This is a genomic window from Lysinibacillus sp. FSL K6-3209 (assembly GCF_037976175.1).
GTDB classification, from domain to species: domain Bacteria; phylum Bacillota; class Bacilli; order Bacillales_A; family Planococcaceae; genus Lysinibacillus; species Lysinibacillus sphaericus_D.
The window spans coordinates 1,293,663-1,309,922 of sequence record NZ_CP150264.1; the positions used below are offsets into that span (position 1 = coordinate 1,293,663).

The window sequence follows — 16,260 nt, forward strand, 5'->3', positions numbered from 1 at the left end:
TATGAACAATGACATTGAAAATAAATATAAAGAGGCCTTATTAAAGGCTGCTAAAAAAATCAAAGAGCTAGATTTAGAATTGAAAAAATCAAAAGAGGAAAATGAAATTGCAATAATTGGTTATAATTGTAGATTTCCAGGCGGTGCAAATAACAGCAGTTTATTTTGGGACAAATTATCACAAGGATATGATGCTGTTACAAATATCAAACCTGAAAGATTTCCAGTTGAAGCATTTTTCAGCGAAGATAGGCAAGATAAGGGAAAAATGTATACCCGTTATGGTTCCTTTATAGATCAAGATATTAAGACATTTGATAATGTGCATTTTGAAATTTCTGCATTAGAGGCAGTATCTGTCGATCCCCAGCAAAAACTTCTATTGGAAGTGAGCTGGGAAGCAATGGAGAATGCTGGTCTTGATATCGAAGAGATGAAGGGCAGTAAAACAGGCGTATTTATAGGAATCGACGCAGTTGACTATGTAAACAGAGAAATGATGTCAGGGGATATAAAAGATATTGGTTTATATTCACTTGTTGGAGCATCCTCTCATTCCGCTGCAGGTAGAATATCTTATTTTTATGATTTTAAAGGACCAGCAGTAAGTTTAAGTACTGCATGTTCATCGTCATTAACGGCGATGAACATGGCAGTAGACAGCCTAAAAAGTGGGCAATGTGATGTAGCCATTGTTGGAGGAATAAATCTGCTACTAAATCCAGAACCATATGTGGGACTATCTCAAAACAGTGGTTTATCACCAGATGGACGTTGTAAAACTTTTGATGCATCCGCAGATGGATTTGGCCGAGGCGAAGGCTGTGGAATTATCATATTAAAAAGATTAAGCGATGCTAAAAGAGATAACAACAGTATAGAGGCATTAGTAAAAGGGATATATGTCGGACAAGATGGTAAATCCAATGGCTTCTTTGCACCAAATGGGCTGGCAGAGCAAAGAGTGATTGCAGAAACGTTGAAAAGGACAGGGCTAGATGTAGACGATATTGATTATATTGAAGCCCATGGGACAGGAACTTCTCTTGGTGACTTTATTGAAGCACAGGCAATTTGTGAGGTATTTAAAAACAGAAAAGCACCCATAAAGGTTGGTTCTGTAAAGTCAAATATTGGTCATCTAGAGGCGGCATCTGGGATGGCAAGTATGATAAAGGTATTACTTTCCTTAAAACATAAACAGCTTTTGCCAAGTATCCATTTTAAAAATCCAAACCCCAATATTGATTGGGATAAAATTCAAGTAGTTGATAAGCTCACAGAATGGGAAAGTAAAGGGAAAAAAAGACGAGCAGGTATTAGTGCGTATGGCATTAGTGGAACATTAGCTCATTTAATACTAGAAGAAGCAGAGCACGACGAAAATACGCCACAAACTGAAAAAATCAATCTACCTGAAAGTATGGTAACGATATCAACAAAGAACAAAAATGTATTAATAAAAGCAGTTTCTCAAATGAGGGATTATCTTAGCATTTCAACTGAACAACTTAGTGATATCGCCTATTCAACAAATATTACAAGAGATAAACATGAATACAGGTTCGCAATAGTTGGTAACAGTAAAGAGCAAATTATTGAAGAAATAGATCATGTGCTCAAAAATGAAGATTCACTGGCATACTACATTGGACAAGCAGAAAGTAAAAAGAAAAAAATTGCATTTTTATTTACAGGGCAAGGCTCCATCTACAAAGATGCAGCAAGAGAATTTTATGAAAATTCGCAAGCGTATAGAGAAAGCTTTGATCTTTGTGATGATCGATTTAAGAAGCTCCTAGGCATTTCTATCAAAGACACTTTGTTTGGAGCAAACGAAGAACTATTAACGAATGCGCTTTATTCGCAACCAATTATATTTTCGTTGGAATACGCTTTAACGAAAATCTGGGATTCATTAAATATAAAAGCAGATTACGTGATTGGGCATAGTGTTGGCGAGTATGCCGCAGCATGTTATGTCGGCATGCTAAGTTTTGAAGATGCTACAAACATGATTGCAATGCGAAGTAGACTTATGGTTAGTGTGACACCGAATGGCAAAATGGTGGGCGTGTTAGTAGATGAATTGACGATGAAGGAAGCAATATTGGAAAGCGGATGTAAAAATGTATCAATAGCTGCTGTTAATGCACCTAAAAATATTACAGTATCTGGTCTAAGTGAAGAAGTTGATATGGTAATTAGTCAATTACATAAAAAGGTCAGAGCTTTTGTTAACGATTTAAATATTCCATATCCTTATCATTCAACTGCAATGGAAGAATATAAGGAAATATATGGGGAAAGTTTAGCGCATGTTGTTTGCAATAAAACGCCAAAATCAATAATTTCAAGTGTAACAGGAAAGCTAGAGGACGTTGGTACATTTGAAAATAAAGGGTATTGGACAGAACATCTTGAAAAAACAGTTCATTTTATGAAAGCTATGCAGGAAGTAGATAAATTAGGCGTTTCCACATTTATTGAAATTGGTGGTAATGCAACTTTATGTGGCTTAGCAGGCCAATGTTTGCAAAATGAAGATGCCATTTTTGTTCCATCACTTAGAAAAGGAATAGGCGATTATAAGCAGCTGTTGGAATCTTTGAAATCTTTATATCTTAATGGGATGAAGATTGATTGGAATAGCTTCTATAAAAATTACAATAAAAAGAAAATTATTTTGCCTAACTATCCTTTTGAGAGAAAGCCCTTGTGGAAAGACAAAGTAACTTCGGTAGCAGATACAAGCAATGCAAATTTGGAACAATTATTAGAAAAACAAAATGAGCAACTAATGTTACAGAAACAGCTTCTTGAAAATATTTTTAAATAAACAGCAAGGAAGGAGTAAAAAAATGAAGAATCTAGTTCTAGATGAAACAAAAACTATGAGCGTAATAGAAGAATTAAAAGAAATTGTTCATATTATATCTGCCATGGAAAAAGAAGAAATAGATGAAAAGAAGAGATTAATTTCCTATGGTCTTGATTCAATCCTTCTCCTAACACTTGCAAAGCAAATTCATGCAAAGTACAAGGTAGAAATTCCGTTAGATGTATTTTTTACAACTTTAAATACGTTACAACTAATTGCAGATTACATTGCAGAAAATGGCATTGTGGAGACTGTACAAGAAGAGGAAACGTATGAAGAAGTAATGGATGTTATTGATGCGCTACCTGAAGAACTTCACAATCCTACAAATGAAGTCGCTTATCAGAATGTAGGGAAATTAGATATGAATATGATGGTGCAAGTGTTTAACAACCAATATGATGTTATGACGAAACAAAATGAGATTTTAAAAGTAATAGCTAGTACAACGAAAGTCCAAAATAAAGGCCAGAAAACAAAGGGTGCGCCAAAGGAAGCCAGTTCGGCAATAGCCCCGACAAAATCCGATGATTATTACAAGCCTTATAAAAAGCTAGACTTTAACAAAGAAGATGAAGTAGATGAACTTCAATTAAAATACATTAAAAATATTGAACAACGCATTAATATTTCTACTAAAAACTCTAAGGATAGAACTCAACAATATAGAAATATATATGCGAGTAATCGAAACTCTGCGGGCTTTAGACCTTTATATAAAGAAATGCTCTATCAAATTATTGCCGAAGAAGGTCAAGGTTCAAAGATTATAGATATTGATGGTAATACAATGATTGATCTGACGATGGGATTTGGGGTCTTAATGTTTGGACACAGCCCAGAATTTGTTAGAAAAGCATTAAGAAATGAACTTGAAAAAGGGATGCCTGTTGGTCCGATGGGTAGGCTTACTGGACGAGTAGCCCAAAACATTTCCGAGTTAGCGGGAGTAGACAGAGTATTTTTCTGTAATTCTGGAACAGAGGCAAATATGTTTGCAGTCAGAGTAGCAAGAGCTGTTACAGGTAAAAAGAAAATCGTGTGTTTTACAGGGGCTTTTCATGGAACTTACGATGGTTTTTTAGGAATGCCGAATTATTTAGATGATTCAAATCATACAACTACTTCATTAGTTCCAGGTATTACTGATAGTGCAGTGCAAGACGTTGTGATGTTGGATTTTAACTCGGAATCTTCTTTGAGCTATATCGAACAACATTGTGATACGATTGCGGCCGTTATAACGGAACCAATCCAAAGCCGCAGACCAGATATTCAACCGAAGGATTTCTTGTTGAAATTAAGACAAGTAACACAAGACCATAACGTTGCCTTAATTTTTGATGAAATTATTACAGGTTTCCGAATTGCCAGTGGTGGAGCACAAGAGTACTTTGGTGTGGAAGCTGATATTGTAACGTATGGAAAAGTTATTGGTGGCGGAATGCCAATAGGTGTTTTAGCTGGTAAGAAAAAATATTTAGATAGTATAGATGGTGGAATGTGGAACTTCGGAGACGACTCTGTTCCTCCTAATGAAGATAAAAGAACTTTTGTTGCAGGTACTTTCTGTCATCATCCTATGGCGATGGCAGCTACGAATGCAGTGCTGGAATATATTAAGGAAAATAAACACACTATTTATGAAACATTGAATCTAAAAACTACGAATTTTGTCAACGAATTAAATCAATTCTTTGAACGTGAAAACGTAGATATTCGTATCAATCAGTTTGGTTCATTATTTAGATTTACCGTAAATTTAGAAAAAGAAATATTTTATTATGGTTTGTTAGAAAAAGGTATCTATATTTGGGAAGGGCGTAATTGTTTCTTATCTACAGAGCATTCCAAAGAAGATATCGAATATGTTATAGAGGCTGTAAAGAAAACTGTATATGAGATGAAAGAAGCAAATTTTTTTAATCAATAAATAAGATTGGACAGAAAATAGATTTATATAAATAGGAGATAAAAATATGTTCTTTTTAGTGTTATGGGGATTAGGAATTGTTACTGCGGTTATTGACTTATATATGAAGGGATTTCCATCTGACCCTCAGTTGATCTGTTCGGTAATTTTACTTCATCAGTTCGTAGTAACATTTGGACTTTTAGGGATTACAGGATTATTAAGTAATATGATTTTTGCAAAACAAAATGCGAAAATGGTCGGTTGGCCAGGTGGGCCGTTCCAGATAAAATACGGATTTTCACAATTAGGTCTAGGTGTTATGGGCGTTATGTGTATTTGGTTTAGAGATGGGTTCTGGTTAGGAACGATCGTAGCTATGTATATATATGGAATTAGTGGTCTTTGGTCACACTGGAATGTTATGAAAATGAATAAAAAGGCAGACGCGGACAGCATTGCAAATATCATAATGGATATTGCATATCAGACCTTTATAACCGTATTATCTATTGTTATTGGTGGAATATGGGTAATTGGCTAAAAACATAAAAATCCATTTTAGGAGTGCTGTGTAAAATGCTGAAAAAAAAGATCGAATTATCAGAGATCCAAAAGGGCATCTATTTTGAATGCCAAACAGGAGAAAAAAATAATTATAATATCTCAGCAGCAATAAAAATAAAAAATGCAGTAGATATTGCGAAGTTTGAAAAGGCATTACAATTGTTGGTGAATGAACAAGCGGCACTGCGCAGTCATATTGAATTACTAGATGGCAGTGTGTCCATGATAATTAACGAAAAAGTAGATGCTGCTGTTCATTATTATGATGTTTCTAATGAAAATAATAAAAAGAGAATAGATGAAATAGTTAACGAAGAGGTTGGCTATGAGTTTAATTTATCAAAGGCACCGCTTTTTAGGGTGTCCTTGATTAAAGAGAATAATAATGTATTTATTCTAGTACTGAATCTTCATCATATTATTGCTGACGGAGTGTCACTTGATATTTTTATCAAAAAACTATTTACCTATTATTCCAATTCGCTAAATGGTGAAGTAATTGAATTAACAGAAGACTGCGGATTTTTAAATTTTGTTGAAACCGAAAATAAAAAACTTGCGAATGGCAGCTATGAAAAACAAAAGGAATATTGGCGAGAAAAAGTAAAAGATGCAAATGCTTTGAACTTTCCAAAGGACTTCTCGAATGCTCATCATAACGGGATAGGGAAAGAGAAGTCTTACCGAATTTCAAAGGATTTAATGAACAGTATAAAGAAAGCATCTCAAAAAGAAGAAGTGACGCCGTTTATTTTCTGTTTAGCGGCATTTAGTGCATTGATGGGAAAATGCTGCAATGAAAAGAATGTAGTAGTATCCAGTCCATTCACAAATAGACCAGGGTTTGACTTTGAAGAAACGATAGGATGCTTTATTTATACATTGCCATTAAGTGTAACAATCGACAATCATAAACCATTTAAAGATGTTATTGAGGCAATGTATGAGGAAATGATTGGGGCATATAAAAATATTGGGTATCCCAACAATTTAATTGCCCGTGAAACGGAATCTAGTATATATACAGGGATTCAGTCAATCTTCGATATTACCTTTGTATATGACAAATATAGTAAACCGACATGGGAAGGCGTAGAATGTGACACATTTGAACTGGACAATACGATGTTCCCTGGAAATATGATGGTAATCCTTGCTGAAATGCCTGATGGTGACATGATTAAGATTCAGTACAAGTCTGATATCTATGCAGAAGAAATGATCGAAATGCTAGGAAGACGTTTTATTAAACTGTTAGAAACTGTAACAGCGCATACGGATGTACTAGTGAAAGATATCGACTTATTTTTGGAAGATGAAAAAGAGCAAATTTTGAATACTTTCAATCAAAGTGCATTCTTCGACTTTAAACCAATGCATATTATAGACATTTTCCATGAGCGAGTTCACACGCATAAAGAACATACAGCACTTCTTTTTGATAATGGCAGCATGAGCTATGAAGAAGTCAATAAAAAAGCGAATCAGATAGCAAGAAAAATATTGCAACATAAGAAAAAAGAGAATGAAGTAATTGGTGTACAGTTAAAACGTTCTAAAGAAATGGTCCTTACTATATTAGGGATTTTGAAAGCGGGCTGTGCATATGTACCAATCGAAAATTATTATCCTGAAAATCGAAAAAATTATATTTTTAACGATGCCGATATCAATATTTTAATTACATCGAAAGACTTGCAATATGATTTTTGTCAGGATAAACAAATTATTTTTGTTGATGATAATGAAACATACAGCGGGGATGATAGCAATCTTAATATTGTATTAAATCCTTTTGACTTGGCCTACATTGAGTATACTTCAGGTTCGACTGGGGAGCCAAAAGGGGTAATGATTGAAAACCATAGTGTAGTCAATACCATTATGGATTTGGAGAGACGTTTTCCTGTCCAAGAAGGGGATGTTTATCTATATAAAACACCTTTTTCATTCGATATTTCGGGAACGGAACTGTATGGCTGGTTTATGGGAAAAGGTGCACTGTGTATTTTAGAACATGATGGTGAGAAAAATCCAGAACTTATCTTAGAATGTATAGATCGCTATCATGTAACCCATATCAACTTTGTACCAAACATGCTCAAGGTGTTTTTAGAACTGTTGAATGTAAAAAATAATAAAGAAAAGTTACACTCCTTACGATGGATTTTTGTTGGAGGAGAGGCATTAACTGCTGATATAATTGATAAATTTTTTGACATGAAACTAGCTGTAAATCTTGAAAATGTTTATGGTCCGACAGAATGTACAATGTGGGCTTCACATCATTCTATTCAAAAATGTGAGCGTGTTTCAAATGTACCAATTGGACATCCATTAAATGAAATTCGATGGTATGTTATTGACGAAAATAATCAACTTCAGGTGGTAGGTGTACCTGGTGAGTTATGTTTAAGTGGAGTAGGATTGGCACGAGGTTATCTCAATAAAGAAGAACTTACAAATGAAAAATTTTGTGAAAATCCATTCTACGATGAAAGAAAAGATCCCGTTTGGTTTAAGAAGATGTATAAAACAGGTGATTTGGCGAGATGGCTTCCTGACGGCAATATCGAATTTATGGGGAGAATGGATCACCAAGTTAAAATTAGCGGATTGCGGATTGAACTGGGGGAAATTGAAAATGCAATGGTTCAGTTTGCTGGCATTTTAGAAGCTGTAGTAGTTACGAAGCAATCTTCCAGCCATTTACCTGTACTGTGCGCTTATTATGTTGCTCCACAACAAGTGCCTGTAGCTGATTTAAGAGCATTTTTAAGTCATTATGTACCTGACTATATGATCCCAGCATTCTTTGTTCATATGGAGAAACTGCCGATTAATAGTAGTGGGAAAATAGACCGAAAAATACTTATTGCAGATACTACCTATAATCATCACACTACTAAAATTAATCAGGTACCAGAATCTGAATTAGAGACAATTATTGCTCAAACTTGGAAAGAGGTATTAGAAATTGATCATGTAGGAATAGAAGATAATTTCTTTGAAATCGGTGGGCATTCCATGGCTGCGATTCTAGTACATAGCAAATTAAAGCAAGTACTTGATATGGAATTTTCTATTACTGTTTTATATCAATTCCCAACGATACGTCTATTATCTGAGCACATGATGAAAAACGAAAAGGTAGAAATTCAGGACAGAAAGAATTTTTTCAAGAGAAAGAAAAAATCAGTCTATTCTGATATTGCCATCATTGGAATGGCAATTGACGTTCCAGGTGCCGATAATATTAAAGATTTTTGGCATAACTTGAAACATGAAAAAGAGAGTATCCATTTTTATAATGATGACGAACTTCGTAACCTTGGCATTAGTGAAGACATGATTCATAACAGTAATTATGTAAAGGCTAAAGGTCGTGTAGAAGACATTGAATATTTTGATTCAGAATTTTTCGAATATACACCGAGCGAAGTAAATCTTATGTCGCCGCAGTTAAGGCTTTTGTACAAAGGAACATGGGAGGCATTGGAGGATGCGGGATATTATCCAGAATCGACAGAAGATAAGATGGGTATCTTCATCGGTGGTTCAGATGATTTCCAATGGTATAACGAAGCGTTGGGCAATAATGACAATTACAGCGATATGTATCAAGCATTTACTATGAGTACGAATCATTTCCTCGCAACAAGGTTAGCTTACAAATTTAATATTAAAGGGCCTGTGTTCTCATCCCTTACTGGATGCTCAACGACCCTCGTGACAACACATCTAGCATGTCAATCACTGATGTTAGGAGAATGTGATATAGCCATTGCTGGTGGTGTTACTGTTGAACTTCCAAATGATGGTGGTTATATGTATCAAGATGGGATGATGTTTTCATCTGATGGACACTGTCGTCCATTTGATGCGGAAGCTAGCGGTACAATATTTTCAAATGGAATGGGGATTGTTGTATTAAAGAGACTAGATGAGGCACTTGAAGCGGGAGATCATATTTATGCAGTTATTAAAGGCTCTGCAATCAATAATGATGGCAGTCAAAAGGCAGGTTTTACTGCGCCAAGTGTAGAGGGACAGGCAGAGGTAATAAGAGAAGCTTATAAACGAGCAGAAATCGACCCCGAAACGGTAGGCTATATTGAAGCACATGGAACAGGTACTATATTAGGCGATCCAATTGAGGTTGAATCGTTAACAAAAGCATTTGCCACAGATAAAAAAAGATACAGTCTCTTAGGTTCTGTAAAAGGCAATATCGGTCATACCGATACGGCAGCAGGTGTAACAGGATTAATAAAAGTGGCATTAAGCTTAAAGAATCGATTTATACCTGGGACAGTAAATTATAAAAATCCTAATCCAAAGATTAATTTCGATGAGACACCATTTATTGTACAAAGTAATGGCATGGAATGGCAAAATGACAACAACCGTCCTCTTAGAGCTGGCATTAATTCATTTGGTGTTGGTGGAACGAATGCACATATGGTATTGGAGGAAGCACCGCCTGTAAAAAACAGCGGTGAGGAAGAAAAGACCAACCTGTTCCTGTTTTCAGCAAAAACAAAAAATGCATTAATTGAAAATATAAAATCAACGCTAAAGTATGTTGCGTCAGATCAAAGTATAAACCGTTCCGATGCTGCTTGGACATTGATGGCGGGCAGAAAGCATTTCAAATATAGAAAAGCCGTTGTAGTGAATGAGCATCTTGGAAGAGATATAAATGTCGATGAGTTTATAGAAGAAATTCTTGACAGTGATTTTAAAAAAGCTAACGAAGGTAAGCATGTTTACTTTATGTTTTCAGGACAGGGTAGCCAATATCAAGGAATCGGAAGAGAATTATATTACGCAACAGACAGCTTTATAGGTAAACGTTACCGCCAGTATGTTGATGAAATATTCGGCTATCTAAATGAAGAAGAACAACATGAATTCTTTGATATTATCTATGGAAATGCCGATTCCTCTCTCGTTAATCAGACAAAATATAGTCAATTTGCATTATTTGTTACGGAATTTTCACTTGCCAAAATATTGATGGATGTTGGAATAATGCCAAAGGCGTTTATCGGACACAGTATTGGTGAAGTGACAGCCGCAGCAGTTGCAGGCGTATGGAGTCTTGCTGATGCCGTAAAAATTGTCAGAGCCCGTGGAGATATTATGCAGAAGCAGAAGTCGGGTGTCATGCTTGCTGTAATGAAAGGTGTAGACGAAGTGAAAGAAATGCTAACTGAGGGCGTATCGTTAGCATTAAATAATACTTCGGATCGTTGTGTCGTAGGTGGAACGAAAGAAAAAATAGAGGCATTTGAAAAAATAATGTCAGAAAAAGGTATTGATGCGACAATACTTAAAACCTCACATGCATTCCATACCTATATGATGCAGGATGCCGCAATGGAGTTCGGCGAATATCTCAAAGCATTTCAATTTAACAATCCATCCATTCCGATTGTTTCAAATGTCACTGGTGAATGGGTAAAGGAAAATGAAATGTGCACGCCAACATATTGGGCAGAACATATTATAAACCCAGTACAATTTGATAAAAACCTAGCATTAATCTTACAAGATGAGCATGCAGCATTTATCGAGATAGGTGGAGGAAGATCTTTATGTACCTTTGCATTACAGCATAAAGAGAGAAAAGAAGGGCAAATCTTCCTGAATATTTTACGACACGCAATAGAAAAAGAACATGATTTGGACTATGTTTATGCAAAACTTGGACTTGCATGGAGTGCTGGAGTAAAACTAAATTGGCAGAAATTTATGGGCAGTAACGTCCGCAATAGAGTGTCGCTACCAGTCTATCATTTCGAGAAAAAACGATACCCTATTACGATTACAATAGCTCAAGAAGGAAATACAGTGAGAAGTAATCCGGAAATGCAAAAAGTACTCGAAGCTTCAGAGCAAATTACGGCAACGATTGAAAGCAAGGATTCTTTAGAGGAATGCATTATTGAATCTTATAAATCCGTACTGGGATTTGAACATATCACAGAAAATCAGGATTTCTTTGAATTAGGCGGAGACTCATTAAAAGCGGTAAGCCTTTCGAATGTGATAGAGGGTAAAACAGGTATAAAAATAGCTGTTACTGAAATATTTAAGCATACGACACCAAAGAAAATGAATGCCTATATCGCTAGTTTGACTGGACATTCTGTAAATAAAAATAAAATAGTCCCATTAAAAAAAGCTGCTTATTATAATACTTCTTCCGCGCAAAAACGTATGTATAGTTTGCATTTGCTGGATAAAACAAGTACCGCATACAATCTTCCTTCAGCCACTATTATAGAAGGAAAACTAAGTGAGGAAAAGGTACGACAAGTTGCTGAAAAGCTATTGATGCGACATGAAATATTAAGAACGTCCTTTGATATCAAAGATAATAAAGTTGTCCAACTGATTGAGGATTATGTAGATATGGAATTAACTTTTACTGAACAATTGATTGACAATGATGATCAAGTAAAAGATTTAATTGAGGATTTCATAAGACCTTTTGATTTATCGAAAGCGCCTTTATGTAGACTAAAATTAGTGACAGTTTCAGATGAGAAATCCATCCTATTATTCGATGTACACCATATTATTGCAGACGGGACATCTGTTGAAATATTGACAAAAGATTTTAATGATTTATATGTGTCTTCGTTGCCACCATTAACTGTGCATTATAAAGATTTTGCAGAATGGCAAAATCAGTATCTAGCATCTGAAAAAATAAAAGAATCTAAAAAATATTGGACTGAAATGTTTAAAGATGGGATTCCTGTATTGGAGCTTCCGATTGATAAGGAAAGACCTGCAATCAAAACTTTCGCAGGAAAAAGAATTCATTTTTCTATTGAAAGTGAAATGGCGCAGAGATTGGAAAAGTTTGCACAAAAAAACAGTGCCACAATGTATATGACGTTACTAAGTGCTTGGTATGTATTGCTTCAAAGATATTCTGGACAGGAAGACATCGTGATTGGTTCACCGGTAGCAGGACGTACAACGGATGAAGTCAAGGATATCATGGGTATGTTTGTTAATATGCTTGCGATAAGAAACAAGCCAATGGCAAAGAAAAAGTTTATCGATTTCTTCCACGAAGTGAAAGAAAATACCATTCAAGCATTAAAAAATCAAGAGTATCAATTCGATGATTTGATTGAGCAATTGGATATTACACGAACACTTAATCGCAATGCACTGTTCGATGTTTGTTTTGATTTCCAAAACATGGAGACTCACGATTTGAATATTGATGGCATAAAAATTAGTCCGTTCCAATTTGATACGCAAACTTCAGCTTATGATTTAGTTCTAACGTGTCAACAACAGAGTAAAAATAAAGACATTGACTGCTTTATTGACTTTTCAACTGATTTATTTAACGAGGATACGATGGAGAGAATGCAAAGTAATTACAAGACAATTCTTGAAAGTATCTTAAAGGATAGCGAAACGCTAATTGGCAAAATGAATGTAGTTTCTTCTATAGATAAAGACAACATCTTAAGACAATTGGAAGAGACAAAGCTTGATCTAGCAGATCAAGTAACACTTCACAAAATGTTTGAAAGAAATGTCGATAAACATCCAGATAAAACAGCATTGATTACTTCAGATGGTACAGTCTGGACATACCGAGAGTTGAATAAAAAGGCCAATATAATTGCCCACAAGTTACTATCCTTACATGTCGAACACGAAGATTTAGTCGGTATTATGACAACAAGGAATGAAAATATGTTAGCTGGTATGCTTGGCATTTTAAAAGCAGGAGCTGCCTATGTTCCGATTGATCATAATTATCCAAAAGAGCGAATTGACCATATGATTCAATTAAGTAAACCAAAGGCATTGCTAGTAGATCGAGATAACGTGGGAACAGTTGATTATAACGGGATCAATATAGACTGTAGAGCATTAGAAGCACACGAACAAAATATTAAAAATCCTGAAGTGACCTGCAACGTAAATTCACTAGCCTATACGATATTCACTTCTGGATCAACAGGAAAACCAAAAGGCGTTATGGTCAATCATGCATCTGTCGTGAATTTTATCTACGATATTGTCAATAGAAGGCTATTTAGAAATGAAGAAGATAGAGTCATTTGCTTAACGACATTATCTTTTGACATTTTTGCATTTGAATCCATTGTACCAATGTGCACAGGTCATTCTATATACATGGCAGATGAAATTGAACAGCTAGATTCAACTTTAGCTGCACAAAAAATTATAAAATATGGCGTTACACATATTTTAAGTACGGTATCAAGAATTAAAGCATTTGTCGATAATCCTGCGTTTGCACCGGCATTATCACAATTGAAATGTATTTTAAGTGGTGGAGAGAACTTCCCAATTCAATTACTTAAAGATATTAGATCAAAATCTCTAGCAAGTATCTATAACATGTATGGGCCATCTGAGACAACTATATGGTCAACTACAAAAGACCTTACACATTCAGATTATATAAGTATCGGCAAGCCAATTGCCAACACACAAATTTTTATTCTAAATGAAGAACAACAGTTACAACCATATGGAGTTTATGGAGAAATATGTATTGCCGGAGAAGGGCTTGCAAGGGGCTATTACAACGATAAGCTAGAAACAGATAAAAAGTTCACTTTAGTAGAAGATTTACCTGGTATTAAAGTTTACAAAACGGGTGATAGAGGGAGAATGCATGCTAATGGTGAAATCGAAATTTCTGGTAGATTAGATAATCAGATTAAAATCAGAGGGTATCGAATTGAGCTAGGTGAAATTGAAAAAGCTGCTTTAGAACATCAAAATGTCAATATGGTTGTAGTAAAAGCGGATGAAGATGCAGATTATAACAAAAATTTGACATTATATTATTGCCTAAAGGATGATGCTCCTAGTGCAGCAAGAACAGATTCACTATGGCTAAAAAAATGGTTACAGTCAAAATTGCCAAATTATATGTTACCAACTGAATATATTCAATTAGATAAGATGCCTGTCCTTCCGAATGGAAAGATAAACAAAAATGCATTAGCAACTTTAGATGAAAAGAAAGTAACTGAAGTTAATATGCCACCAAAATCAGTACTTGAAAGTGAAATACTGAATATTTGGAAAGAGATTTTACAAAAAGACCATATTGGTATCTATGATAACTTCTTTGATGTAGGAGGGAATTCCTTCACATTAATGATGGTCAATAACAAGCTTAATAGTGAGTTAGGGCTAACGATTCCAGTCATGAAGCTTTTTGAATATCCGACCATCGATGGTTTAGTTCAAGTATTATCACAGGAAAGTGGTAAGAATGGTAGCCAAAACGAGACGAATGCCGAGGAACTATCATTTGATCAAGATTATTTTGATGATGACGGTTTTGATGAAGCCTTCGAGGATTCAACTGAAGCGTTGAATGCCGAGGAAATTCGTAATGACGATGTAGCTGTAATCGGTATGGCATGTCGATTCCCAGACGCAGAAAACATTCATTCATTCTGGCAGAATATTGTCAATGGCAAAGAGAGTATTCATTTCTTTAATGATGATGATCTTTTACAGAGTGGCATTCCTAAAGAAGTATTTGAGAAAGAGAACTATGTAAGGGCAAAAGGCTTCTTAAAGGATGTTGAATATTTCGACGCGAAACTATTTGATTATTCGGATAAGGAAGCTAGCATGATGGACCCTCAAATACGTTTATTGCATCAATGTACGTATGAACTATTGGAAAATGCGGGATACAATTCATTCGACTATGACGGAAAAATTGCTATGTACGCTGGAAGTGGTTCCAATCTGTTATGGATGTCGAAGTTTGGGAACAACCAGAATGACCTCATCAATGCATTCGAAGCAATCACATACAATGAAAAGGATTTTCTGACAACTAGAATTGCATACAAGTTGAATTTAAAAGGTCCTAATATGAACATTCAGACGGCATGTTCTACGTCACTTGTTGCGATCCATCAAGCAGCACAGATTGTCATAAATGGAGAGGCAGATATGGCAATCGCTGGTGGAGTAAGTATTTCCTATCCTAGAAAAGAAGGCTATCTATGGCATGAAGGCATGATTTTTTCAAAAGATGGGCATTGTCGACCTTTCTCTAATGACTCTTCAGGTACGGTTTCTGGGAACGGATGCGGCGTCGTATTGTTAAAACCTTTGAAAAAAGCTTTAAAAGACAATGATCATATATATGCAGTAATTAAAGGCTCTGCCGTTAACAATGATGGCATTGACAAGATTGGCTATACTGCACCAAGTATTAAGGGCCAAACAGATGTCATTAAATCTGCATTAGGAAACGCTGGTATTAAACCAGAGGAGATTAGTTTTGTAGAAGCACATGGTACGGGAACCTCTTTAGGAGATCCAATTGAAATAGAAGCTTTAAAACAGGCATGGGGAACGAATAAAAAAAATTACTGTGCCATTGGAGCGGTAAAAGCAAACATCGGTCATCTAGATGCAGCAGCAGGAGTGGCAGGATTTATAAAAACAGTTTTAGTGCTTGATAAAAAAGTAGTACCACCATTGATTAATTTTAATCAGCCTAATGAAAAACTAGATCTTAACAACAGTCCATTTTATTTCAATACTGAGGCGAAGAAGCTAGATACAACTCATGGGAAACTAAAAGCAGCAGTTAGCTCTTTTGGCATCGGTGGAACGAATGCACATATTGTTTTAGAAGAAGCGCCAAAGTAAGGAGGTATGGAACAACATGCAAAGAGACAATATTTCATACATTTTACCTTTCTCTGCAAAGAGTTGGGAGGCTTTAAATAATACCTCTGCGCAAGTGATGAGTTATTTAAAGGAACTCCATCATATTGATTTAGCAGATGCCTCCTGGACCCTTCAAAAAGGGAGAAGAGCATTAGAACATAGAAAAGTGTTTGTT

General features: G+C 35.4%; 4 protein-coding genes. All 4 read left to right on the plus strand.

The window, feature by feature from the left end:
• The first annotated feature begins 1 nt into the window (after position 1).
• Genes MHH88_RS06120 through MHH88_RS06135 form a run of 4 tightly spaced genes read left to right on the plus strand, consistent with a single transcriptional unit; the run spans position 2 to position 16,064 of the window.
• Positions 2–2,839, plus strand: a complete 2,838-nt coding sequence (locus tag MHH88_RS06120; protein WP_339261857.1) for a type I polyketide synthase — start codon at positions 2–4, stop codon at positions 2,837–2,839.
• Positions 2,840–2,861: 22 nt separating this feature from the next.
• Entirely contained in the window at positions 2,862–4,814 is a 1,953-nt protein-coding gene (locus MHH88_RS06125) for an aminotransferase class III-fold pyridoxal phosphate-dependent enzyme (RefSeq protein ID WP_339261858.1), read from the plus strand.
• 46 nt (positions 4,815–4,860) lie between these two features.
• Positions 4,861–5,337, plus strand: a complete 477-nt coding sequence (locus tag MHH88_RS06130) for a DUF6790 family protein (protein WP_024361545.1) — start codon at positions 4,861–4,863, stop codon at positions 5,335–5,337.
• A 35-nt stretch (positions 5,338–5,372) separates the two neighbouring features.
• Positions 5,373–16,064 (plus strand): amino acid adenylation domain-containing protein, encoded by a 10,692-nt coding sequence (locus MHH88_RS06135; protein WP_339261859.1) that lies wholly within the window; start codon positions 5,373–5,375, stop codon positions 16,062–16,064.
• Positions 16,065–16,260: the final 196 nt, after the last annotated feature.

What these genes read in the sequence shown, in the direction of transcription:
- MHH88_RS06135 (WP_339261859.1), top strand. Translation starts at nt 5,373, where the DNA reads ATGCTGAAAAAAAAGATCGAATTATCAGAGATCCAAAAGGGCATCTAT.
- MHH88_RS06125 (WP_339261858.1), top strand. Translation starts at nt 2,862, where the DNA reads ATGAAGAATCTAGTTCTAGATGAAACAAAAACTATGAGCGTAATAGAA.
- MHH88_RS06120 (WP_339261857.1), top strand. Translation starts at nt 2, where the DNA reads ATGAACAATGACATTGAAAATAAATATAAAGAGGCCTTATTAAAGGCT.
- MHH88_RS06130 (WP_024361545.1), top strand. Translation starts at nt 4,861, where the DNA reads ATGTTCTTTTTAGTGTTATGGGGATTAGGAATTGTTACTGCGGTTATT.